Here is a 20,867-nt window from a genome sequence, read left to right as displayed (position 1 = left end):
TCGGCGATGAATGCAGTTACCGTGGGAGCGGGCTTGCCCCGCGATGCGGCCTGGCGCTTCACCTTTACTGCCTGATCGGGCCTTGTCGCGGGGCAAGCCCGCTCCCACGTTCAGTCCGCAGAGGGGGCTGGCGAACGGCAGGATCTGTCGCATACAATGCGAACAATTCTTAATTCCAGTTGAGACTTACCGGTGTCCAGCGCCCTCTCTTCCACTGTCGAAGGCCTCTACCTCGCCCACCACAACTGGCTCACCGGCTGGTTGCGGCGGCGCCTGGGCTGCCCGCAGAGCGCGGCAGACCTGGCCCAGGACACCTACCTGCGCCTGCTGCAAGCCCGCGAAGCGCCGCAACTGGTCGAACCCCGCGCCTTCCTCGCCACCGTGGCCAAGCGCGTGCTGTGCAACCACTTTCGCCGCCAGGAACTGGAACGCGCCTACCTCCAAGCCCTGGCCCAGGTGCCGGAACAGGTGGCGCCGAGCGAGGAAGACAAGGCGCTGATCTTCGAGACCCTGCTGGAACTGGACCGCCTGCTCGATGGCCTGGAGCCGCTGGTCAAGCGCAGCTTCCTGCTGGCCCAGGTGGACGGCCTGGGCCAGGGCGAGATCGCCCACGAGCTGGGCATCTCGCTGGCCACGGTCAAGCGCTACCTGAAAAAAGCAGCCCTGCGCTGCTACTTCGCCCTGTGAACGCCGAGTTTTCGCCACGGGTGGCCGAGCGGGCGGTGCATTGGTTGCTCGAGTCCCAGGAAGAGGGGTTCGACCAGCAGCAGGCGCTGGAACACTGGCTGCAGGCCGACAGCGAGCACCAGCGCGCCTGGGCACACATTCAGCAGGTCAACCAGCGCCTGCGCGGGGTGGCCTCACCGGTGGTGCACGCCACCTTGCAGGCGCCACCCTCCCCGGCCCGGCGCCGGGCCCTCAAGGCGTTGCTGCTGGTGGGCGTGGCCACTGCCACCGGGCTGGGCCTGCAACAGCACAACCCGTTGCCGGGGCTGATGGCCGACTACCGCAGCCCGGTGGGCCAGCGCCGGCGGCTGACCCTGGACGACGGCAGCCAGTTGCACCTGAACACCCGCAGCGCCGCCGACGTGCGCTTCGACGGCCAGCAACGCCTGGTGCGCCTGCAGGAAGGCGAGTTGCTGTTGGAGACGGCCAACGAGCGCCGGCCGTTTTACCTGCGCACCGCCGAAGGCGACCTGCAACTGGGCGCCGGGCGGGTCAACGTGCGCCAGTTCGGAGGCTTCAGCCTGGTGTCGGTGTTCAGCGGCAGCGCCAGTGTGGCCGGGCAGTCGCTACTGGCCGGGCACCAGGCGCGATTTGCCCGTGGCGGCTGGCAGGCCATCGCACCGCTGGACCCGAACCGCGCGGCCTGGGTGGACGGCATGCTGGTGGTGTCGCAGATGCGCCTGGGCGACTTTGTCGCCGAATTGTCGCGCTACCGCCTGGGGCAACTGGGCTGCAGCGAGCGGGTGGCCAACCTGCGCATTTCCGGATCGTACCCGCTGGAGCACAGCGAGCGCATCCTGGCCATGCTGGAGGTGGCGTTGCCGGTGAGGGTGCGCAGGTTTACCCGCTACTGGGTGTCGGTGGAAGCTGCGGCAGGGTAATTACCTGTAGGAGATCACCCAGCCCTTCGGGCTGCGCTGTCGCGCAGGGAACTGGTCTTGCAGATGCGCCGCGCCTCTGTGGGAAGCGGCCTTGCCGGGGCGCCGTCCGGTCGAGATGGGCTGCGCAGCAGCCCCGACAATTTTGCATGGGGCCGAGGCCTTGGGGGCGCTTCGCGCCCCATCGCGACACAAGGCCGCTTCCCACAGGGACCTTGTTAAATCAATAGCTTGTAGTTTGTTCGATGAGGAGCCGGCTTGCCGGCGATGAAGCCGGTACAGAAAAAATATTTCCAGCGCCCTGAGCCATTTCCCCACCCTCGCGTGACAGAGAAGGCAGAACCCTTCTCACAGGACCACCGCACCATGCTTCTGCGCCCCAGCCCCCTCGCCTGCGCCCTGCTACTCGTCGCCCCGTTCGCCATCGCCGAGCAGCGCGCCTACCACATCGCCCCCGGTAACCTCGAGCAGGCCCTGAACCAGTTTGGCCGTGAAAGCGGCGCGTTGATCTCGTTCGGCTCGAACGTTACGCAGGGCCTGAGCAGCCCGGGCCTGGACGGCCAGTACGACACCGCGCAAGGCCTCGACGCCCTGCTGCGTGGCAGTGGCCTGCAGGCGCGCCAGGAGGCCGACAACGCCTACAGCCTGCAACCGCAGCAGCTACCGTCGGCTAGCGCAGCCGTGGAGCTGGGCGCCTCGACGGTGGTCGGCGACTGGCTGGGCGAGGCGCGCCAGGACAACGTCTTCGAGCACCCCGGTGCCCGTGACGTGGTGCGCCGTGAAGAGTTCGAGCGCAGCGGCGCCAGCACCGCCCGCGAAGTGCTCAACCGTATCCCCGGGGTCAACGCCCCCGACAACAATGGCACCGGCAGCCACGACCTGGCGCTGAACTTCGGTATCCGCGGCCTGAACCCGCGCCTGGCCTCGCGCTCCACGGTGCTGATGGACGGCATCCCGGTGCCCTTCGCCCCCTACGGCCAGCCGCAGCTGTCGCTGGCGCCGATCAGCATGGGCAACATGGATGCAGTGGACGTGGTACGCGGCGGCGGCGCGGTGCGCTACGGCCCGCAGAACGTCGGCGGCATCGTCAACTTCGTTACCCGCGCCATCCCCGAAGAGGCGACGTTCAAGGCGGCGATGCAAAACCAGATCAGCCCCTCGTCCAGCCACGACGGTTTCAAGAACAGCGCCAACCTGCTGGTGGGCGGCACCAACGCCAACGGCCTGGGTGGTGCCCTGTTGTACTCTGGCACCCGTGGCGGTGACTGGCGCGAGCACAGCGACACACAGATCGACGACCTGATCCTCAAAGGCAAGCTGCAACTGGACGAGGCCAACAGCCTGCACGCCATGGCCCAGTACTACGAGGGTGAGGCTGAAATGCCCGGTGGCCTGAGCACGGCCGACTTCGACGCCGACCCGTACCAGTCGACACGCCTGAAGGACAAGTTCTGGGGCCGCCGCACGCTGTTCAACTTCGGCTACGACTACAAGCAGGACGACCGCCAGTTCAGCGTCAACAGTTTCTTCACCAAAACCCTGCGCAGCGGCTACCTCGACCAGGGCAACTTTGTCTCGCTGTCGCCGCGCGAGTACTGGGTACGCGGCATCGAGACCCGCTTCTCGCAGGGTTTGGCCCTGGGCGACAGCTGGCACGAGCTGGGGGTGGGCTACCGCTACGTCAACGAAGCCGGCCACGAACTGCGCTTCCGGGAGCCGACCAGCGCCGATGTGCTGCCGACCACCAACAGCCGTAACGACCGCGATACCCGTGGCAGCACCGAAGCCCACGCCATTTACCTGGATGACCGCATCGACATCGGGCGCTGGACCATCACCCCGGGCGTGCGCTACGAGATGATCGACTCCGAGCAGAGCAACAAGCTCAACGGCCAGCGTTACCAGGGCAGCTACAACACCGCGCTGCCGGCGTTGAACGTGATGTACCACCTGACCGACAGCTGGAACCTGTACGCCAACACCGAGGGTTCGTTCGGCAGCGTGCAGTACAGCCAGATGCCCAACCGGGTCAGCAGCGGCGAGGTGAAACCGGAAAAAGCACGCACCTGGGAAGTCGGCACCCGTTACGACAATGGCGACCTGCAAGCGGAGATCGGCGCGTTTCTGATCAATTTCGACAACCAGTACGAAAGCAACCAGACCAACGATTCGGTGATCGCCCGCGGCGAAACCCGCCACCAGGGTATCGAAACCAGCCTGCGCTATGCCCTCGACGGCCTGAGCCCGGCGCTGGCCGGTTTCGATGTGCACGCCAGCTACGCCTTCGTCGATGCCACCATCCGCGAGGACGGGCCGAACAAGGGCAACCAGGTGCCGTTCTCGTCGCGCCACAAGGGCACCCTTGGCCTGGGCTACACCGAGGGCCCATGGCAGTTGAACCTGGACAGCAGCTTCCAGAGCAGCCAGTACGCCGACAACGCCAACACCGGTAACGAGAGCGCCGACGGCAGCACCGGGCGCATCCCCGGCTACATGCTGGTGAGCACCCGCGCCGGCTACGACTTCGGGCCGCAGTTGTCCAACCTGAAGGTGGCAGTGGGGGTGAAGAACCTGTTCAACCGCGAGTACTACACCCGCTCGTTCGACGACAACAACAAGGGCAAGTACGTGGGTGAGCCGCGTACCTTGTATGTGCAGACTTCGGTGGAGTTCTGACGACTGAGCAATGGCTTCGTAGCGCGGGCTTGCCCCGCGAGGGATGGCACCGGCTGCGCCGGTGTTCGCGGGCAAGCCCGCTCCCACAGGTACTGTGCCTGATCCAGGCTGTTCACAATCCTGTGGGAGCGGGCTTGCCCGCGAAGCAGGCGACGCGATGCCAGGGGTAATGTCCGATACCCGGCCTGGCTGAAAAAATTATTTTCAAATTGGGCTTGAAATCGTTCCCCAGTTGCCTGACCTTAGAGTCAAGAGGCGCACAAAGACCAACGCCCTCAAAGGCTTGGCAGCGCTTTCTGTGAGCAAGCTGAATAAGGATTGAAGTCATGCAAATCCAGGTCAACAGCAGCAATCAGATCCAGGGCAACGTCCGCTTGAACGAGTGGGTCCGCAGTACCCTGCAAAGCAACCTCGAACGCTACGAGGACGACCTCACCCGCATCGAAGTGCATTTGCGCGACGAAAACGGCGCCAAGCCCGGCACCCATGACAAACGCTGCCAGATGGAGGCTCGGCCCAAAGGCCACCAGCCGATTTCCGTGACCCACAGCGCAGGCTCGCTGGACCAGGCCGTCGATGGCGCGGCCAGCAAGCTCAACCACGCACTGGAGCATTTCTACGGCAAGCTGCGCAGCAAGCGCGGGGTGCTGGAACTGAGTGACCCGGACGCCTGACCCGTCAGCCACACATTAAAACGCCCGGCCTTGCGCCGGGCGTTTTCGTTTTCACCGATCAGCGGGCCTGAACCAACCCCGCCCTGCCCCGGTCAACCCCTGCAGTCATTCATTGCAGACAGCGACCATGAACAACCCCTTCGACCACATCAGCGCCGCCTTCGCCCCCGAATACCGGGTCAACCTGAGCATCGAACGCCTGGACGGCAGCATCATGCTGACCTTGTCCGACGACAGCGGCGTGGTGGCCAAACGGCTGATCAGCGAGGCCCAGCGCAACGACCCGGTGCGCCTGCAGCGCGTCATCGACAGCATCCGCCTGGGGCTGGCCATCGAGCTTGGGCAAAACCCGCTGGAGGTGCTTGCCGCACTGACCGGCGAATACCGCGCGGCCCGGGCCTTCCCGGCAGCGGGCCTGGCCAACTGATCTCTACTTGCTCTCTTCCACTTCCTTGCCATTGGCGTCCAGCACCTTGGTGGACGGGTAGCGGTAGGATGCGTAGCGCACCACCAGGATGGAGAAGGCCAGCAGCAGGATGCCGCCGCACACGTACAGCAGGCCGGCATCCGGCGCCTTGTGGTGCGACACATCGCCGATCAGCAGGCGGGTCAGGGCGGTGATGGCCACGTACAGCAAGAAGCGGATGGGCATGTGGTTGGTCTTGAAGTAGATCCCCACCATCGCCCCCAGCTCCAGGTAGATGAACAGCAGCAGGATGTCATCGACGCTCACCCCGCCCTTGCCCAGCATGTCGATAAAGGTGGCCACCGCCGCGTAGGCGGTGATTGCGCCGATACCGAACAACGCCAGGTAGTGGAACGCCTCCACGCACAGGTTGCCCAGCGAGTCGGCCGAGCCGTGCAGGCCCTTGCGCAGTTTGTCTGCCCATTTGTTGTTCACGATGTTCGATTCCCCGATACGACAGAAGGATGATGGATGGCGCGCATGACGCTTGTGCCATGCAGTTAAAGGGCCACGCCCCCTGCCTTGGAAGGTGGCCGATTGCCGCAGGGCACCTGTGGGCTACGCTGTTTTTCTGTGCAAAGGGCCATCATGGTGGTTGCAGGCAGGTGGCCTGCCCCTGTACTGTATGCGCATACAGTAAAATCCCAACCAGCAAAAAGGCACAGAGGTGATGAATGGCCGTCGAAGTGGTGTACCGCAGCAGCCGCGACCCGGAGCGCTTGTTCATGGATAAGGCCGAAGCAGACCGTCACGACAAGATGCTCGAACTGGCCGAGCGCCTGGCCGAAGTGCTGCAAAAGGCCGTGCCGTCGCTGAGCGAGAAGCAAGTCGAGGAAGCCGGCATCTACATGGCCAAGAATCGCGACGTGTTCGCCCGTGCGTTCAAGAGCCAGCCGGATGCGCTGTCTGAACTGCTCGAAGGCGGGGAAGCCGAATGACGTTAATCGCCGGCAAGCCGGCTCCTATAAGGGGTGGCCTGTAGAAGCCGGCTTGCCGGCGATAGGGCCATCAGCCATACAACATCCTTTCCGCCAACATCTGCGCCACCCGCGCCGGCGAACGCTTCTCGGCCTGGGCGTGGGCGAACACCTCGGTCAACCGGGTGGGGATGCGCGCCAGGTGCGCGGTGATGGTCGCCAGGCCTGCCCCGCGGTGGGTCAGCGCCACATAGATCAACCCACCCGCGTTGATCACGTAATCCGGCGCATACAGGATGCCGCGCTGTTCCAGCTGATCAGCCACCTGCAAGGTGGTCAACTGATGGTTCGCCGCACCCGCCACTGCCGCGCAGCGCAGTTGCATCACGGTCTGCCCATTGAGCACAGGCCCCACGCCGCAAGGGGCGAAGATATCGCACGGGGTGCTGATCAATGCCTCGTTGACTACCGGGTGCGCACCAAACTGCTCCACCGCCAGGCGTACCTTGCCTGGGTCCAGGTCACTGACCAGCAACTCGGCCCCGGCTGCATGAAGTTGCTCGGCCAACGCATACCCCACATTACCCAACCCCTGCACCGCCACCCGCAAGCCCTCCAGGTTGTCACTGCCCAGCCGCGCCATCGAGGTGGCGCGAATGCCGGCGAACACACCCATGGCGGCATGGGGTGACGGGTCGCCCGAGGCGGTGGTGCTGGTGACGTGGGGGGTGGACTGGGCGATGCAGTCCATGTCCAGGGTCGAGGTGCCGCTGTCCACGGCAGTGATGAAACGCCCCTGCAAGCTGTCGACAAAGCGCCCGAAGGCCTCGAACAGCGCGGCGCGGTTTTCCACATGGGCGTTGCGCATGATCACCGCCTTGCCACCGCCCAGCGCCAACCCGGCAAGCGCAGCCTTGTAGCTCATGCCCTGGGCCAGGTGGATGGCATCGGTCATGGCGCTTTCGTCGTTGGCGTAAGGCAGGTAGCGGCAGCCGCCCAAGGCCGGCCCCAGCTGTTCGCTGTGGATGGCCACAACCGCCTTCAACCCGGTGGGCGGGTCGATGAACAGGTGCAGTGACTGGGTGCGGGTACTTTGCATGAGCGCGAACATCGGCGGGCTCCCCCGGCAGGTGCTGCATCCAGTATAGGCAGCTGTCCACAGCCCGCCGCGCAGGCAGACCACTGGACGAAAAGCACCGCCAGGGCTAAAAGTACAAGCGTGATGGAGACCTGCCATGAATTCACGCCAAGCCTGCCTGGCCTGCCTGGAACGCGAGCCACCCGCCCTGCTGGAAGCCAGCCTGTGGATCGCTGCCGAGCATGACCGCAGCGTCGACCCGGCCGCCTGCATGGCCCAGTTGCGCGACCTGCAACGCGAGATCAGTACCCGCCTGCCGATGCTGCCACTGAGCGAACTGGCCCAGCCGCTGCTGCGCCAGCTCAACGCCCTGGGTTTTCAACAGGACGAGTACCACCCGCTGCGCCCGCAAGCGGCGCTGATGGACAAGGTGCTGCAACGCCGCCGAGGCCAGCCGCTGCTGCTGGCGATACTCGCCCTGGACCAGGCCCAGCGCCTGTCGATTCCACTTGAAGGGGTCAACTTCCCCGGTCACTTTTTACTGCGCGTACCCGGCGCCGATCACCTGCTCGACCCCTGCGGCGGCCGCCGTCTGTACCCGGCCGACTGCCGCGAGCTGCTGGCCCGCCAGTTTGGCCCGGACCTGCCGTTGACCGGCGAGCACATGCGCAGCGCCACGCCGCGGCAGATGCTCCAGCGCCTGTCGCGCAACCTGCGCCAGCTGCACAGCAGCAATGACAACGCCATGGCCGCGCTGGTGGATGCCGAACGGGTGATGCAACTGGGGCCGGTGCAGGCCAGCGACTACCTGGCCCGGGCTACCCTGTACCAGATGTTGGACTGCCCCCAGGCCGAACGCTTCGACCTGGAGCATGCCATGCTGCTGACCGACGACCCGGTGCAACGCCTGAAACTCAGTGAACGCCTGGGCCAGCTACCGTCGTCGGGCAAGCGTTCGATTCACTGAGGCGGGGTGTCTGGCTGGCGTGCCGGGTGGGCCTGGCTGAACGCCGGGTGCTGTTCGGCCAGGGCCGCTACCCGGCGAATGCGTGGGTAGGCCGCCAGGTCGATGTTAAAGCGCTCGGCCGCATACAGCTGCGGGACCAGGTACACATCTGCCAGCCCCGGCGCTGCGCCGAAGCAGAAGCCGTCATCACCTATCAACTGTTCCACCGCCGCCAGGCCTTGGCTGATCCAGTGACCTATCCACTGGTTGACCTGGGTTTCGTCGTGCCCCAGCTGGCGTAGCTGGTTGAGCACGCTGACGTTGTGCAACGGGTGCACATCGCAACCGATGATTGCCGCCACGCCGCGCACCCGAGCCCGTGCCTCGGCCCCGTCGGGCAGCAGCGCAGGCTGTGGATAAGCCTCCTCCAGGTATTCGATGATCGCCGGCGACTGCAAAAGCAGCCCGCCATCATCGGTGCGCAGGGCCGGCACCCGGCCCTGGGGGTTGAGGGCAAGATACGCCTCGCCGCGCTGCTCGCCCTTGAGCAGGTTGACCGGTACGGCCTGGTAACCCAGGCCCTTGAGCGCCAGGGCGATGCGAACCCGGTACGACGAGGTGGAGCGGTAGTAGGTGTAAAGCTGCATCGCCCTGCCCTCCTCAGTTGGCCGCGACTATGGTGCCGCGGCACTCGCCAAAGCCGATGCTGGCAACCCCCTCAGCCACGCAACGGGCGCGCAGGATGATTTCGTCGCCGTCTTCGAGGAACTTGCGTACCTCGCCGCTGGCTAGCTGCACCGGGTGCTTGCCGCCCTCGGTGATCTCCAGCAGGCTGCCGAACGAGCCCTCAGCCGGGCCGGACAACGTGCCGGAGCCGAACAAGTCGCCGGGTTGCAACTGGCAGCCGTTGACGCTGTGGTGGGCGATCAGCTGGGCCACGGTCCAGTACATGTTCAGGGTGTTACTCAGCGCCAGGCGCTGGGCCGGCAGGTTCTGCTCACGCATGTTCGCGGTCAGCAGCAGCACTTCCAGCTCGATGTCGAAGGCACCTTGGGCCTGGTCCAACGCATCCAGCAGGTAGGGCAGCGGCTGCGGGTCGCCTTCAGGGCGCGCCGGCTGGGCGCGGCGGAACGGCGCCAGCGCCTCGGCGGTGACCACCCAGGGCGACAGGCTGGTGATGAAGCTTTTGGACAGGAACGGGCCCAGCGGCTGGTATTCCCAGGCCTGGATATCCCGCGCCGACCAGTCGTTGAGCAGGCACAGGCCAGCCAGGTGCTGCTCGGCCTGTTCAATCGGGATCGCCTGGCCCATGGCGTTGCCCTGGCCGATCCAGATGCCCAGCTCCAGTTCGTAGTCCAGCCGCGCGCAGGGGCCGAAGCTCGGCTCGGTTTGGCCTGCCGGCAAGGTCTGGCCCTTGGGGCGGATCACGTCAGTGCCCGACGGGCGCAGGGTAGAAGCGCGGCCGTGGTAGCCGATAGGCACGTACTTGTAATTGGGCAGCAGCGGGTTGTCGGGGCGGAACAGCTTGCCAACGTTGGTGGCGTGCTGGATACCCACGTAGAAGTCGGTGTAGTCGCCGACCTTGGCCGGCAGGTGCATCTGGCACTCGCTGGCCGGGTACAGTGCCGCCTGCAGGGCTGCCTGGTGCTCGCTACCCTCAACAAGCAAGGCCAGCAGGCGCTCGCGCAGGGCCACGCGGGCCGGGCTGCCGAGGGCGAAGAAGGCGTTGAGCGCGCCGCCGCGGGTGGCCTCGACAGCAGCCTTGGCGGCGCCATCGAACAGGCCGGCAGCCAGCACCGCCTCGAGGTCGAGGACGGCGTCACCGATGGCTACGCCACAGCGCGGCGCCTGCGAGGGGCGGCTGAAAATGCCCAGCGGCAGGTTCTGCAGCGGGAAGTCGCGGTGCCCGTTGGCGTGCTCGACCCAGCTGCGGGCATTGGCGGTGTGGTTCATCGGTTATCTCCGGTTCGGGTTGAAGGTGCTCGGCAGGGTGGCCCAGCAACTGTCGTAATCAGCCTGCAACTGCGGGCTTTCGAGGGCCTGCTGGCTCGGGCGCAGCACCTGGCTGGTCTCGAACATGAAGGCCATGGTGTTGTCGACCTTGTGCGGCGCAAGCTCGGCGGCAATGGCCTTGTCGCAGGTTTCGGCATCGGGGCCGTGGGCGCTCATCACCCCGTGCAGCGAGGCGCCGCCCGGCAGGAAGCCCTCGGCCTTGGCGTCGTAGGCGCCGTGGATCAGGCCCATGAACTCGTTCATCAGGTTGCGGTGGAACCACGGCGGGCGGAAGGTGTTCTCGGCCACCATCCAGCGCGGCGGGAAGATCACGAAGTCCATATTCGCCAGGCCATGCACGCTGGTGGGCGAGGTCAGCACGGTGAAGATCGACGGGTCGGGGTGGTCGAAGCTGACCGTGCCGAGGGTGTTGAAGCGGCGCAGGTCGTATTTGTACGGCACGTTGCTGCCGTGCCAGGCCACCACGTCCAGCGGCGAATGGGCCAGCTCGCAGGCCCAGTGCTCGCCCAGGAATTTTTGCACCAGTTGCACCGGGCCGCTGGCCTCTTCATAGCGGGCCACCGGGGTGAGGAAGTCGCGCGGGTTGGCCAGGCCGTTGCTGCCGATCGGCCCCAGGTCGGGCAGGCGCAGCGGCGCGCCGTGGTTTTCGGCGATGTAGCCACGGGCCTGGCCATCGGGCAGCTCGACACGGAACTTCATGCCCCGCGGAATCACTGCGATTTCCAGCGGTTCGACCTCCAGCACGCCCAGCTCGGTGGCAATGCGCAGACGGCCTTGTTCGGGCACCAGCAGCAGCTCGCCGTCGGCATTGAAGAACACCCGTTCCATGCTGCGGTTGGCGCGGTAGATGTACACGCTGACCCCGGCCGGTTTGTCGGCGGCGGCATTGGCGACCATCGGCAACCAGCCGTCGATGAAGTCGGTGGGCTCGCTTGGCAGCGGCTGCGGGCTCCAGCGCAACCGGTTGGGGTTGATCGCCCCCTGCGGGCCGGCCAGCGGCTGGCGCTGGCAGCGCTCGAAGCGCGGGTGCAGGGCCGAAGGGCGAATGCGGTACAGCCAGGTGCGCCGCAGCTCGCTGCGGGCCATGGTGAACGCGGTGCCCGAAAGCAGTTCGGCGTACAGCCCGTAGGGCGCTTTTTGCGGGGAGTTCTGCCCAACCGGCAGGGCGCCGGGCAGGGCTTCGCTGGCGAATTCGTTGCCGAAACCGCTCAGGTAGGCGAGTTCTGGGGCGGTGCTGCGGGTCATCGATGCCTCCGGGCTGCGGGGAGCCTTTACGGGCAGCTGGCTGTGGGGCCCGACCTGGTGCAACCACGGAGGGCAGGCTGGCAGCGCGTCTGCATTGTTTTTATCGTAATTAGATTACGAATAACGTAATTTGCTCCTGTGCAGGCGTCAAGCTATAAAGGCGCCACCTCGCAAAATCCGGACAGACACCCGCCCATGGCCAGAGCCAGCACCAGCGCCGACACCGGCAAACAGAAAGTCCGCTCGGCGGAAGTCGGCACCGATATCCTCAAGGCGTTGGCCGAGCTTTCGCCGTCCACCTCGCTGTCGCGCCTGGCCGAACACGTCGGCATGCCGGCAAGCAAGGTGCATCGCTATTTGCAGGCGCTGATCGCCAGCGGCTTCGCCGAGCAGGACCCGGCCACCAACCATTACGGCCTGGGCCGCGAGGCGTTGCGGGTGGGTATGGCGGCGCTGGGCAGCATCGATGTGCTGAAGGTGGCGGCGTTGCCGCTGTCGGAGCTGCGCGACGAGCTCAACGAAAGCTGCTTCATCGCTGTATGGGGCAACCAGGGGGCGACCGTGGTGAGCATCGAGCCTGCGGTGCGGGCGGTGACGGTGGTGACCCAGATCGGTTCGGTGCTGCCGCTGCTCAGCTCGTCCACCGGGCTTGTGTTCGCCGCGCACCTGCCGGCGCGCGAAACCGTCGAGCTGCGCGACCGCGAGCTGGCCGCCCTGGGCCAGACCGCAGACGATTACCTGCAGTTGCTGGAGCAGATCCGCCAGCGCGGCCTGCACCATGTGCATGGTTTGCTGATGCCCGGGGTGGATGCACTATCGGCGCCGGTGTTCAACGCCATGGGCCAGGTGGCGGCGGTGATGACCGTGGTCGGGCCGACTTCGATCTTCCATGCCGACGAACACGGCCCGGCCGCCAAGCGCTTGCTGGCCGCAGCCCGGGCGGTCAGCTGGCGGATGGGCTTCGCAGGCGACCATTGAAAAGCCTTACAAAGCGTTACCCAAATTCAGCAAATGACTTGGTTATAGTCCTGCCGCCACTTTTACCCGAAACGTAAAGGTGAATGTCAGAAGAGGCTATTTTTCCCACGGGATCAAGCGCTTATTCTGATCTCACTGGCCGGCACGAAGCGCTTCTCCCCCCTGCACTTCGCGCCCGCCCAGGTTCACCGACGTTGATTTTGAAGCTCCTTGATCTAACGTCTCGATTGGCCGCTGCGATTGCAGCGGCCTTTTTTATGCCTGTGAATAATTGTGCTGCCTGGACCGGCCTTATCGCCGGCAAGCCGGCTCCTACAGGTTCGGCGCAGGGCTCGGGCAGCGCGCGGTCAATCCGCCGGGTACTTCTGCAAATTAGCCATCATCTGCTGCAACGCCTGCAAGCTGTCCTGCGGGTGCACAGCCCCTTCGAAATCACCGATGCGCCCCCAGTTGTCGGCCACCTGCTCCGGGGTAAAGCCTTCGCGCGGGTCGAAGCCCACCCCCAGGCTGCGCTCCCAACGCAGCTTGCCGACCCAGCCACCGCCCACCTCGAACAGCTCGCCGCTGTCCTGGCACTGTTCACTGCCCAGATACACCACCACCGGGCTGACCAGCTCGGGCTTGAGGCGCTCGAACACCTGCGGCGGGATCAGCCCTTCGGTCATGCGGGTGCCGCCGGTGGGGGCGATGGCGTTGACCAGGATGCCGTGCTTGCGGCCCTCGATGGCCAGGGTGCGGGTCAGCCCGTACAGGCCCAGCTTGGCCATGCCGTAGTTGGCCTGGCCAAAGTTGCCATAAATGCCTGAAGTGGACGCGGTGAAGATCACCCGGCCCCAGTTCTGCGCGCGCAGGTGCGGCCAGGCGGCGTGGGTGACCTTGTAGGCACCCTGCACGTGCACCTGATAGACCAGCTCCCAGTCGCTGTCGTCCATCTTGTGGAAGGTCTTGTCACGCAGGATGCCGGCGTTGTTCACCAGCACATCGACCCGGCCGAAGCTGTCCAGCGCCTGCTCGACGATACGCGCGCCGTCGGTGACCGAGTCGTGGTTGGCCACTGCGGTGCCGCCGGCAGCGCGGATTTGCTGCACCACACGGTCGGCTGCCGACTGGTTGGCGCCTTCGCCGTGGGTGGAACCGCCCAGGTCGTTGACCACCACCCGCGCGCCGCGCGCGGCGAACAGCAGGGCATGGGCACGGCCGAGGCCGCCACCGGCCCCCGTGACGATCACTACGCGGTCTTGCAGGTCGAGTGGCTGGCTCATGGGCAGGGCTCCGGCGGGTCAAGGGATGCCCGGCAGTGTCCGCCAGCAGCAGGGCGCGGACAATCAAGCCCACCGCGGCGAATGCCGGGTGATAACGCAGCGCGATGATCGCCCGGTCAGGACCAGGCGACCTTCTGCGGGATGTAGGTCAAAGGCTGCTCACGAAAGGCCAGGTAATGGCGCAGCACCTGCACCGGCGCCTCGGTGTGCGGGTAATGGCCGATGCCCTGCAGGGCGACGGTGTCCGGGTCGGGCACCTCCTCCCGGTAACGCTGCAGCATGTGCGCCCCGGACAACGGGTCGACCACCCCGTTGATGAAGCGCAGCGGCACGCCGCCCTGGCGCAGGGCGCCGCCCCAGCGTTCGCGCTGGGCGAAGCGCTCGGGCATGAAGTTGATCAGCTTGTGCAGGATGCGCGCGCCCCGGTTGGCGACGATCAGGCTCCACAGGTCGTCCAGCGCGCTCTCGCTGGGGTGGGTGCAGGGCCCGTAGACCTGGCTGACATTGCGCACCAGGTCGTCACGCCCGAACGAGCGCCCCACCAGCCAGCCGACGCGGCTGAGCAGCAGCTTCTGGATCAACAGCATGCGGCAGCTCTCGGGGAACAGCCCGCTGTTGAGGAACACGCAGCTGGCGATTTCGAGGCGCTGTTCGTGGTGCCGGGCCAGCAGCTCTTGAGCGACGCTGCCGCCATAGTCGTGGGCCAGCAGGTGCACCGGCTGGTCGATTTTCAGATGAGCCAGCAGCGCCTGCTGCAGGTCGGCCTGTTCGAGCAGGCTGTAGTCGTGGTCTGGCGGCTTGGCCGAATCGCCGAAGCCGAGCATGTCGCAGGCGACCACGCGAAAACGTTGGGTTAACGGTGCCCACAGGTAGTGCCAATCCCAGCTGGCGGTGGGGAAACCGTGAAGCAATAGCAGAGGCTCTCCATGCCCTGCTGTCCAGTAACGGATGCTCTGGCCCCGGAAGGTGAAACCCTGGCTCCGGGTGCGCCAGACGCACAGTGGAATTTCAGCCAGTGGCATCAGGGTCTTCCCGGTGTGTAAGTGTCGGAATAGGGCAAGGCTGCGTTCATTGCAGGTTCACCTCGGCACATGCATGTGCTCTCTATGTCGAGGCTCAGTGTAGGAGGCAATACCAAGGTATTAAGTCGCCTTGGCAGCCAGCCTGATGACCGAGCGAGCCGGTGGCACGAACGGTCACACCAGCATCACCAGCAAGGGCGCGGCGAACAGGTTGAGCAGGCCGGTCAGCACCATCACCAGGCCCGCCACCGAGCCCTCTTCGCGGCCCACTTCGCGGGCCCGGCTGACACCGGCGCCGTGGGCGCCGACACCGAACAGCGCGCCGCGGGCCAGCGGCGTGCGCAGTGGTAACCAGCGCAGCAGGATGCCGCCGAACATCGCGCCGAGCACGCCGGTGAACATCACGAACACCGCGGTGAGCTCCGGCACCCCGCCCAGGTCCTGGGCCACCGGCATGGCGAAGGGGGTGGTGATGGAGCGCGGCAGCAGCGACAGGCTCACCGACTCGTCCAGCGCAAGGCCATGGGCCAGCGCCCAAGAGCTGCCGATCGACGCCACGCTGCCGGCCAGCATGCCCACCAGCAGCGCCGGCCAGTGCCGCGCCAGCAAGGCGCGCTGTTGCCAGATGGGCACCGCGAACGCCACCGTCACCGGGCCCAGCACGCCCATCAGCCAGTGGGTGTTGCGCGCGTACTCGGCATAGGCGGTGTGCAGCGGCACCGCCACCGCCAGCAGCAGCGCCGGCACCAGAATCAACGGCGACAGCAGGTAACGCCCGGTGCGCCGGTACAGCCAGCGGCTGCCCAGATAGGCGGCCAGGGTGAAGGCCAGCCAGAACAGCGACATGGGTTCAAGGTTCATGGCGCAACCTCCAGCGGCACACCGCTTCCACGGTGATGGCGGTGACCAGCATCACCAACAGCGTGCTCACCGCGATCACCAGCAGGATGCGCCAGCCCTCGCTGCGCAGCAGGCTGCCGTAGTCCAGCAGGCTCATCAGCGCGGGGATGAAAAACAGCAGCATCTCGGCCATCAGCCAGCCGGCGCCCAGCTGCAGGGCGGCGGGCTTGAGCAGGCCGGTGGCGAACAGGATCAGCAGCAGGGCCAGGCCCATCACGCCGCCCGGGATCGGCCAGCCAAGCCAGGCGGCGAGCTGGCCACCGATCAGAAACAGGGCGAGCAGCACCGCAAGCTCAAGCAGCAGGCGCAGGGTTTTCTTCAGTAATGCAGGGTTCATGGCGGGGGTTCCTCGACAACATGGCCATTGTAAAAGTCGGCCAGCCACGCCAGAAGCGAATTGTTAGACTTGATGCCATTCCAATATGGAATTCAAGGCATGGACTTCAAACAACTGCGCAGCTTCATCGAAGTGGTGCACAAGGGCGGCTTCACCCAGGCCGCCGGCACCTTGCACATCAGCCAGTCGGCGGTCAGCAAGCAGGTCGCCCAGCTGGAACACAGCATCGGCCAGCCGCTGCTCGAGCGCCACGGCTCGCAACTGCACCTGACCGCCGCCGGGCGCATCGTACTGGAGCGTGGCGAGGTGCTGCTGCGCCAGCGCCAGGAACTGCTGAACGAGCTGGACGACCTGGGCCAGATGGCCCGTGGCGAGTTGCGCCTGGGCTTGCCGCTGCTGGGCAGCGACGCGCTGTTTGCCGGGCTGTTCGCCGAATACCGGCGGCGCTACCCGAACATCCACATCCAACTGTTCGAAGGTGGCAGCCGCCTGGTCGAGCAGGCGGTCAACAGTGGCGAACTGGAGCTGGGCGGCAGCCTGACGCCGAGCGACCCGGCGTTCGACTACCAGCCGTTTTGCAACGAGCCGCTGGATGCCCTGCTGCCGGCCGATCACCCGTTGGCCGGGTTGCCCGAGGTGGCGCTGGCGCAGTTGGCCGAGACGCCGTTTTTGCTGTACCAGCGCAGCTTCGTGCTCAATGACCGGTTGCTCAGCGCCTGCCAGCAGGAAGGCTTTACCCCCAAGGAAGGCGGGCGCAGCGGGCAGGCAGACTTTTTGGCGGCGCTGGTGGCCGCCGGGCAAGGGGTGGTACTGCTGCCGGCGATTGTCGCGCGGGCGCTGGAGCGGCCGGGGGTGGTGCGGCTGCCATTGCGCGCGCCGGATTACCTGCGCTGGGACATTGCGTTCATCTGGCGGCGCGGGGCGTACCTGTCGCGGGCGGCGCAGGCGTGGTTGGCGCTGTTGCGTGAGCGGGATTGAGAAGCGGGTCTGCTGTACCGGCCCTATCGCCGGCAAGCCGGCTCATAGAGCAAACTACAACTTATTGATTTAACACGGTCCCGGTGGGAAGCGGCCTTGCCGGGGCGCCGTCCGGTCGAGATGGGGCGCGAAGCGGCCCCAAGGCCTCAGCCTCATTCAAAATTGCCGGGGCTGCTGCGCAGCCCATCGCGACACTAGGCCGCTTCCCACAGGCCCCTGCTAAATCAATGAGTTATGTGCAGCTCTATGAGAGCCGGCTTGCCGGCGATAAGGCCAGAGCAAGCAAAATCAGCCCTTCAGGGCTTGCGCAAACTCGGCCAGCCAAGGCTCGGCATCGGTCTCGGGGGTGACGGTTTCGCTGGCGTCCAGGCGCAGCATCGGCAGCACCTCGTTCACACCCAGCTCGGCGAACAGCTCGCGCAGTTGCTCGCCACCGCCGCAATACGTGTCGCCATAACTCGAATCGCCCAGGCCGATCACCGCACCCGGCAGGCCGCGCCAGGCTGCCGGCAGGGTGTCGCGAATGCTGCTGTACAGCGGCATCAGGCTGTCGGGCAGCTCGCCCATGCCGGTAGTCGAGGTCACTGCCAGCAGCGCCTGCGGGGCAAAGCCCTCGAGGTCCTGCAGGGTGGCGCGGGCGGCGTGCCAGGCTTCGAAGCCGGCGGCTTTGAGCACCGACTCGGCGTGGCGGGCAACTTCTTCGGCGGTGCCATATACGGAGCCGGAAATAATGGCGACTTTCATCGGGTAAGCGTTCCGAAACTGAGTGAAAACGTAGGATACTAGCACCCAACAGTGGCAAAAGGCCGCCTACGCCAAAAGTCACAGGCCTGGCAGCCCTTTGCGACAGCCCGTCGCCCGACCCGACCAATGACCTGAACCAAACGCATTCGCCGCGGTCAATCGCCGTGAAGAAATCGCCATTTTCGATTGCCACCGAGTTCGACCATGCAAGCAGATGCCCTCCTCTCCCAGGACGAGCTGGACTTCATCCAGGACATGCAGCACATCCCCCAGCTGAACATGGCCGACCCCATGTCGAGCCTTTTGGTCAATGGCGACCGCCGGCTGAAGGACTTGCTCACCCGCCTGGTGGCCAACGAGCAGGTAACGTTGCAGGCGAACTTCAACAACCAGCAGCTCAGCTTCCCGCTGCAACTGGTCGAAGACGAATTCCATTCCATGCACCTGCAACTGGGCGCACCGGACATCTATGAAGACGGCCCGATGCTGCGGCCCTGGCGCCTGTCGCTGGCGAAACCCGCCGCGCTGCTGGACGACCACCACCAACCCAGCCAGCTGTGGGTACGCGATATCTCGTTCAAGGGCGTACTGCTGGAAATCCGCGGCCTGCCCGAAGCCCCGCCGCGCTTCGACCTGCATTTTGCCCCCGAAGGCATCCCGGCCATCGGCCTGAGCGGCGTGCTGCAACGGCGCATCGGCCCGGACCTGGCCGCCTACGACCTGACCCGCAGCCCGGCCGAAGACATCGAGCGGCTGCGCGAGTACATTCTGCAAGCGCATCGCCAGGCGCACCCTGAGCTGCATGCGCAGGTTGCGGTCTGACCGCATCCCGCCCCGCCGTCTAGGCCGCTCCTACTTCCATAATGGTTGCCTGTAACCGCTTTTCAGCGATAATCCGCGCCCGATTCTTGCAAGCAAGCCTGCGCCGCCCACCACCCCGGGCTGCATGCCATAGGGGCCGGCTACCCGCCAGCCCCGCCGCCAGGAGATACACGATGTCTACCCACCCCGTCACCCTGATGGTGTCGCGCCGCGCCGCCCACGGCCGCTACCAGGACCTGCTGGCCTGGCTGCACGAAGGCGAGCAGCTGGCCACCGACTTCACCGGCTACCTCGGCTCGGGCATCCTCGCCCCGCCCGCCGAAAGCGACGAATTCCAGATCATCTTCCGCTTCACCAACGCGCAGACCATGCACGCCTGGGAGCATTCGGCATCGCGCCGGGCCTGGTTGCAACGTGGCGACGGCCTGTTCGAACGCCCTGTCGAGGCACGCGTGAGTGGCATCGACGACTGGTTCGGCACCCATACGGTGCAAAAACCGCCGCGCTGGAAGCAGGCCACGGCCATCTGGCTGGCGTTCTTCCCGGTATCACTGCTGTTCAACGCGCTGTTCGGCCACTGGCTGGGGGCCCTTGATCTGCTACCGCGGGTACTGCTGAGCACCCTGGCCCTGACGCCGCTGATGGTGTACCTGTTCATCCCGCTGTCCACCCGCCTTCTGGCCGGCTGGCTCAACGCCGCGCCCAAGGCCCGCACGGGCAGCGCCCGCGAGGCTCGCAAGGGCACCTAGTTCGGGTATGCTGGGGCATCCGCAAAAACCACAGACCGCCCCGAACATGAACAGCCCAATCCTCATCACCGGAGCCAGCCAGCGTGTCGGGCTGGCCCTGGCGCTGGAACTGGCGCAGGCCGGCCATACGGTGGTCAGCGCCAGCCGCCAGATCCATTCGCAAGCGGCCCACCCGAACATCCGCCAGTTCCAGGCCGACCTGACCGTGGCCGCCGAGCGCCAGGCACTGATCGACCACCTGCACAGCCATTACGACGGCCTGCGCGCGGTGATTCACAACGCCTCGCTGTGGCTGGACGACAACCTCGACAACCTGCAGACCATGTTTCGCCTGCACGTCGAGGCGCCCTACCACCTCAACCTCGCCCTGGGCACATTGCTGGGCAAGGTAGAGAAGGCCGACATCATCCACATCTGCGACGAAACCTCCTCGCGCGGCAGCAAGAGCCACATCGGCTACGCCGCCACCAAGGCCGCGCTGCAGAACATGGTGCTGTCGTTCGCCGAAAAGTACGCGCCGAGCGTGCGCGTCAACGGTATCCTGCCCGGCCTGCTGATCCTCAAGGAAGACGGCGACGAGCAGTACCGCCAGCAGACCCTGAAAAAAGCCCTGCTGGAATTCGAACCCGGCGCCCGGCCGCTGATCGATGCCGTGCTGTTCTTGCTGCAAAGCCAGTACAGCACCGGCAGCCAGGTGGTCATCAACGGTGGCCGCCACTTGAAGAACCGCATGACCTGAGGCACGCCCATGACCCCGCAACAACAACTCGAACTCGAAGCCGCCGCGTTCCGGCGCCTGGTCGAACACCTGCAAAAGCGCACCGACGTGCAGAACATCGACCTGATGAACCTCTCCGGCTTTTGCCGCAACTGCCTGTCCAAGTGGTACAAGGCCGCCGCCGACGAGCGCCAGGTCGACCTGACCCTGGATGACGCCCGCGAAGCGGTGTACGGCATGCCCTACGCCGAGTGGAAAGCCCAATACCAGAAAGAAGCCAGCGCCGAGCAACAGGCGGCGTTCGAACAAGGAAAACCCCGTGACTGACCTGAACACCCTGCGCAGCAGCCTGGCCAGCGGCGAACACGTGTTTGCCGACACCCTGGCGTTCATTGCCGAGCACTACAGCTACCAGCAACAAGCCTTCGACAACGGCGAGGTGCACAACGCCGCCGGGCAGAACGAAGGCTCGTGCAAGACCCTGGGCCTGGCACTGCTCGAAGGTTTGAGCGACCAGGAAGCGCTGCTGGCCTTCGGCGAGCACTACCGCAGCGTGGTCGCCACCCCCGAGGGCAGCGACCATGGCAACATCCGTGCGCTGATCAAGCACGGCCTGGCGGGCGTCAAGTTCGCCGCGCAGCCGTTGGCGCGCAAGGGCTGATAGCAGCCGCGCCGCGAACCGGGTACGCAGGCGCACCGCGTACCCTGTAGGAGCGGCCCATCGCGGCGCAAGGCCGC

At 65.9% G+C, this 20,867-nt stretch carries 24 protein-coding genes; 14 read left to right on the top strand and 10 right to left on the bottom strand.

Annotated elements, in window-relative coordinates:
- Window positions 1-192 precede the first annotated feature (192 nt).
- From KSS93_RS07590 to KSS93_RS07570, 5 genes are all read left to right on the top strand, one after another.
- The gene (locus KSS93_RS07590) at window positions 193-687 is read left to right on the top strand and encodes a sigma-70 family RNA polymerase sigma factor (RefSeq protein ID WP_217887766.1); all 495 of its coding nucleotides are present in this window, start codon (window positions 193-195) and stop codon (window positions 685-687) included.
- Window positions 684-1,607 (top strand): FecR domain-containing protein, encoded by a 924-nt coding sequence (locus KSS93_RS07585; RefSeq protein ID WP_217887765.1) that lies wholly within the window; start codon window positions 684-686, stop codon window positions 1,605-1,607. Before KSS93_RS07590 ends, KSS93_RS07585 begins: the two co-directional genes overlap by 4 nt.
- A gap of 363 nt (window positions 1,608-1,970) precedes the next feature.
- On the top strand, window positions 1,971-4,280 hold the full coding sequence (gene fecA, locus KSS93_RS07580; RefSeq protein WP_217887764.1) for a TonB-dependent Fe(3+) dicitrate receptor FecA: 2,310 nt from the start codon (window positions 1,971-1,973) through the stop codon (window positions 4,278-4,280).
- A gap of 326 nt (window positions 4,281-4,606) precedes the next feature.
- Entirely contained in the window at window positions 4,607-4,954 is a 348-nt protein-coding gene (locus tag KSS93_RS07575) for an HPF/RaiA family ribosome-associated protein (protein WP_217841827.1), read from the top strand.
- Window positions 4,955-5,081: 127 nt separating this feature from the next.
- Complete coding sequence (locus KSS93_RS07570) at window positions 5,082-5,381, top strand: DUF3509 domain-containing protein (protein ID WP_217841824.1); 300 nt, start codon at window positions 5,082-5,084, stop codon at window positions 5,379-5,381.
- 3 nt (window positions 5,382-5,384) lie between these two features.
- On the opposite strand, the gene KSS93_RS07565 is transcribed toward KSS93_RS07570, so the two are convergent.
- Window positions 5,385-5,855, bottom strand: coding sequence for a phosphate-starvation-inducible protein PsiE (locus tag KSS93_RS07565; protein ID WP_217841823.1), 471 nt, complete (start codon window positions 5,853-5,855; stop codon window positions 5,385-5,387).
- A gap of 239 nt (window positions 5,856-6,094) precedes the next feature.
- Here KSS93_RS07565 and KSS93_RS07560 point away from each other — a divergent pair, with 239 nt between their 5' ends.
- Window positions 6,095-6,358 carry a YebG family protein gene (locus KSS93_RS07560; protein WP_217887763.1) on the top strand — a complete coding sequence of 88 codons (264 nt, stop codon included), beginning with the start codon at window positions 6,095-6,097 and terminating at the stop codon, window positions 6,356-6,358.
- A gap of 70 nt (window positions 6,359-6,428) precedes the next feature.
- Here the strand turns inward: KSS93_RS07560 and KSS93_RS07555 are convergent, their stop codons facing one another.
- Window positions 6,429-7,448: a Glu/Leu/Phe/Val dehydrogenase family protein gene (locus KSS93_RS07555; RefSeq protein WP_217887762.1), complete on the bottom strand. Its 1,020-nt coding sequence runs from the start codon at window positions 7,446-7,448 to the stop codon at window positions 6,429-6,431.
- Window positions 7,449-7,572: 124 nt separating this feature from the next.
- Between KSS93_RS07555 and KSS93_RS07550 the strand changes: the two genes are divergently transcribed.
- Complete coding sequence (locus KSS93_RS07550) at window positions 7,573-8,382, top strand: SirB1 family protein (protein ID WP_217887761.1); 810 nt, start codon at window positions 7,573-7,575, stop codon at window positions 8,380-8,382.
- Here the strand turns inward: KSS93_RS07550 and maiA are convergent.
- Genes maiA through hmgA form a run of 3 tightly spaced genes read right to left on the bottom strand, consistent with a single transcriptional unit; the run spans window position 8,376 to window position 11,619 of the window.
- Window positions 8,376-9,008, bottom strand: coding sequence for a maleylacetoacetate isomerase (gene maiA, locus KSS93_RS07545; RefSeq protein WP_217887760.1), 633 nt, complete (start codon window positions 9,006-9,008; stop codon window positions 8,376-8,378). The two genes, KSS93_RS07550 and maiA, sit on opposite strands and share 7 nt — an antisense overlap.
- A 13-nt stretch (window positions 9,009-9,021) precedes the next feature.
- Window positions 9,022-10,314: a fumarylacetoacetase gene (gene fahA, locus KSS93_RS07540; protein WP_217887759.1), complete on the bottom strand. Its 1,293-nt coding sequence runs from the start codon at window positions 10,312-10,314 to the stop codon at window positions 9,022-9,024.
- Window positions 10,315-10,317: 3 nt separating this feature from the next.
- Window positions 10,318-11,619 (bottom strand): homogentisate 1,2-dioxygenase, encoded by a 1,302-nt coding sequence (gene hmgA / locus KSS93_RS07535; protein ID WP_217887758.1) that lies wholly within the window; start codon window positions 11,617-11,619, stop codon window positions 10,318-10,320.
- A gap of 195 nt (window positions 11,620-11,814) precedes the next feature.
- Here hmgA and KSS93_RS07530 point away from each other — a divergent pair, with 195 nt between their 5' ends.
- A complete protein-coding gene (locus KSS93_RS07530; RefSeq protein WP_217887757.1) occupies window positions 11,815-12,597 on the top strand; it encodes an IclR family transcriptional regulator in 783 nt (260 codons plus the stop codon).
- A 347-nt stretch (window positions 12,598-12,944) separates the two neighbouring features.
- Here KSS93_RS07530 and KSS93_RS07525 read toward each other — a convergent pair whose 3' ends face one another.
- From KSS93_RS07525 to KSS93_RS07510, 4 genes are all read right to left on the bottom strand, one after another.
- Window positions 12,945-13,859, bottom strand: coding sequence for an SDR family oxidoreductase (locus KSS93_RS07525; protein ID WP_217887756.1), 915 nt, complete (start codon window positions 13,857-13,859; stop codon window positions 12,945-12,947).
- 116 nt (window positions 13,860-13,975) lie between these two features.
- On the bottom strand, window positions 13,976-14,881 hold the full coding sequence (locus KSS93_RS07520; RefSeq protein ID WP_217887755.1) for an alpha/beta fold hydrolase: 906 nt from the start codon (window positions 14,879-14,881) through the stop codon (window positions 13,976-13,978).
- Window positions 14,882-15,055: 174 nt separating this feature from the next.
- The gene (locus KSS93_RS07515) at window positions 15,056-15,742 is read right to left on the bottom strand and encodes an LrgB family protein (RefSeq protein WP_217841813.1); all 687 of its coding nucleotides are present in this window, start codon (window positions 15,740-15,742) and stop codon (window positions 15,056-15,058) included.
- Window positions 15,732-16,118: a CidA/LrgA family protein gene (locus KSS93_RS07510; protein ID WP_217887754.1), complete on the bottom strand. Its 387-nt coding sequence runs from the start codon at window positions 16,116-16,118 to the stop codon at window positions 15,732-15,734. Before KSS93_RS07510 ends, KSS93_RS07515 begins: the two co-directional genes overlap by 11 nt.
- Before the next feature lie 99 nt (window positions 16,119-16,217).
- Between KSS93_RS07510 and KSS93_RS07505 the strand changes: the two genes are divergently transcribed.
- Window positions 16,218-17,096 (top strand): LysR family transcriptional regulator, encoded by an 879-nt coding sequence (locus KSS93_RS07505; protein WP_217887753.1) that lies wholly within the window; start codon window positions 16,218-16,220, stop codon window positions 17,094-17,096.
- A 288-nt stretch (window positions 17,097-17,384) separates the two neighbouring features.
- Here the strand turns inward: KSS93_RS07505 and KSS93_RS07500 are convergent, their stop codons facing one another.
- The gene (locus KSS93_RS07500; protein WP_217887752.1) at window positions 17,385-17,840 is read right to left on the bottom strand and encodes a flavodoxin; all 456 of its coding nucleotides are present in this window, start codon (window positions 17,838-17,840) and stop codon (window positions 17,385-17,387) included.
- Window positions 17,841-18,044: 204 nt separating this feature from the next.
- Here KSS93_RS07500 and KSS93_RS07495 point away from each other — a divergent pair, with 204 nt between their 5' ends.
- From KSS93_RS07495 to KSS93_RS07475, 5 genes are all read left to right on the top strand, one after another.
- Window positions 18,045-18,662: a hypothetical protein gene (locus KSS93_RS07495; RefSeq protein WP_217887751.1), complete on the top strand. Its 618-nt coding sequence runs from the start codon at window positions 18,045-18,047 to the stop codon at window positions 18,660-18,662.
- Between the two features lie 173 nt (window positions 18,663-18,835).
- Window positions 18,836-19,411 carry a putative antibiotic biosynthesis monooxygenase gene (locus KSS93_RS07490; RefSeq protein ID WP_217887750.1) on the top strand — a complete coding sequence of 192 codons (576 nt, stop codon included), beginning with the start codon at window positions 18,836-18,838 and terminating at the stop codon, window positions 19,409-19,411.
- Window positions 19,412-19,457: 46 nt separating this feature from the next.
- Window positions 19,458-20,150: a dihydromonapterin reductase gene (gene folM, locus KSS93_RS07485; RefSeq protein WP_217887749.1), complete on the top strand. Its 693-nt coding sequence runs from the start codon at window positions 19,458-19,460 to the stop codon at window positions 20,148-20,150.
- A 9-nt stretch (window positions 20,151-20,159) separates the two neighbouring features.
- Window positions 20,160-20,456, top strand: coding sequence for a DUF1244 domain-containing protein (locus tag KSS93_RS07480; RefSeq protein WP_217841806.1), 297 nt, complete (start codon window positions 20,160-20,162; stop codon window positions 20,454-20,456).
- Entirely contained in the window at window positions 20,449-20,790 is a 342-nt protein-coding gene (locus KSS93_RS07475; protein ID WP_217841805.1) for a HopJ type III effector protein, read from the top strand. The genes KSS93_RS07480 and KSS93_RS07475 overlap by 8 nt, the downstream gene beginning before the upstream one ends.
- The last annotated feature ends 77 nt before the right edge of the window (window positions 20,791-20,867 follow it).

It is taken from the genome of Pseudomonas xanthosomatis (assembly GCF_019139835.1).
Lineage (GTDB): Bacteria > Pseudomonadota > Gammaproteobacteria > Pseudomonadales > Pseudomonadaceae > Aquipseudomonas > Aquipseudomonas fakonensis.
This window is presented reverse-complemented; position numbering and strand designations above follow the sequence as displayed.

What these genes read in the sequence shown, in the direction of transcription:
- KSS93_RS07575 (WP_217841827.1), top strand. Translation starts at nt 4,607, where the DNA reads ATGCAAATCCAGGTCAACAGCAGCAATCAGATCCAGGGCAACGTCCGC.
- KSS93_RS07555 (WP_217887762.1), bottom strand. Translation starts at nt 7,448, where the DNA reads ATGTTCGCGCTCATGCAAAGTACCCGCACCCAGTCACTGCACCTGTTC.
- KSS93_RS07515 (WP_217841813.1), bottom strand. Translation starts at nt 15,742, where the DNA reads ATGAACCTTGAACCCATGTCGCTGTTCTGGCTGGCCTTCACCCTGGCC.
- KSS93_RS07525 (WP_217887756.1), bottom strand. Translation starts at nt 13,859, where the DNA reads ATGAGCCAGCCACTCGACCTGCAAGACCGCGTAGTGATCGTCACGGGG.
- KSS93_RS07505 (WP_217887753.1), top strand. Translation starts at nt 16,218, where the DNA reads ATGGACTTCAAACAACTGCGCAGCTTCATCGAAGTGGTGCACAAGGGC.
- folM (WP_217887749.1), top strand. Translation starts at nt 19,458, where the DNA reads ATGAACAGCCCAATCCTCATCACCGGAGCCAGCCAGCGTGTCGGGCTG.
- hmgA (WP_217887758.1), bottom strand. Translation starts at nt 11,619, where the DNA reads ATGACCCGCAGCACCGCCCCAGAACTCGCCTACCTGAGCGGTTTCGGC.
- KSS93_RS07550 (WP_217887761.1), top strand. Translation starts at nt 7,573, where the DNA reads ATGAATTCACGCCAAGCCTGCCTGGCCTGCCTGGAACGCGAGCCACCC.
- maiA (WP_217887760.1), bottom strand. Translation starts at nt 9,008, where the DNA reads ATGCAGCTTTACACCTACTACCGCTCCACCTCGTCGTACCGGGTTCGC.
- KSS93_RS07530 (WP_217887757.1), top strand. Translation starts at nt 11,815, where the DNA reads ATGGCCAGAGCCAGCACCAGCGCCGACACCGGCAAACAGAAAGTCCGC.
- KSS93_RS07500 (WP_217887752.1), bottom strand. Translation starts at nt 17,840, where the DNA reads ATGAAAGTCGCCATTATTTCCGGCTCCGTATATGGCACCGCCGAAGAA.
- KSS93_RS07495 (WP_217887751.1), top strand. Translation starts at nt 18,045, where the DNA reads ATGCAAGCAGATGCCCTCCTCTCCCAGGACGAGCTGGACTTCATCCAG.
- KSS93_RS07510 (WP_217887754.1), bottom strand. Translation starts at nt 16,118, where the DNA reads ATGAACCCTGCATTACTGAAGAAAACCCTGCGCCTGCTGCTTGAGCTT.
- fahA (WP_217887759.1), bottom strand. Translation starts at nt 10,314, where the DNA reads ATGAACCACACCGCCAATGCCCGCAGCTGGGTCGAGCACGCCAACGGG.
- KSS93_RS07570 (WP_217841824.1), top strand. Translation starts at nt 5,082, where the DNA reads ATGAACAACCCCTTCGACCACATCAGCGCCGCCTTCGCCCCCGAATAC.
- KSS93_RS07480 (WP_217841806.1), top strand. Translation starts at nt 20,160, where the DNA reads ATGACCCCGCAACAACAACTCGAACTCGAAGCCGCCGCGTTCCGGCGC.
- KSS93_RS07560 (WP_217887763.1), top strand. Translation starts at nt 6,095, where the DNA reads ATGGCCGTCGAAGTGGTGTACCGCAGCAGCCGCGACCCGGAGCGCTTG.
- fecA (WP_217887764.1), top strand. Translation starts at nt 1,971, where the DNA reads ATGCTTCTGCGCCCCAGCCCCCTCGCCTGCGCCCTGCTACTCGTCGCC.
- KSS93_RS07520 (WP_217887755.1), bottom strand. Translation starts at nt 14,881, where the DNA reads ATGCCACTGGCTGAAATTCCACTGTGCGTCTGGCGCACCCGGAGCCAG.
- KSS93_RS07490 (WP_217887750.1), top strand. Translation starts at nt 18,836, where the DNA reads ATGTCTACCCACCCCGTCACCCTGATGGTGTCGCGCCGCGCCGCCCAC.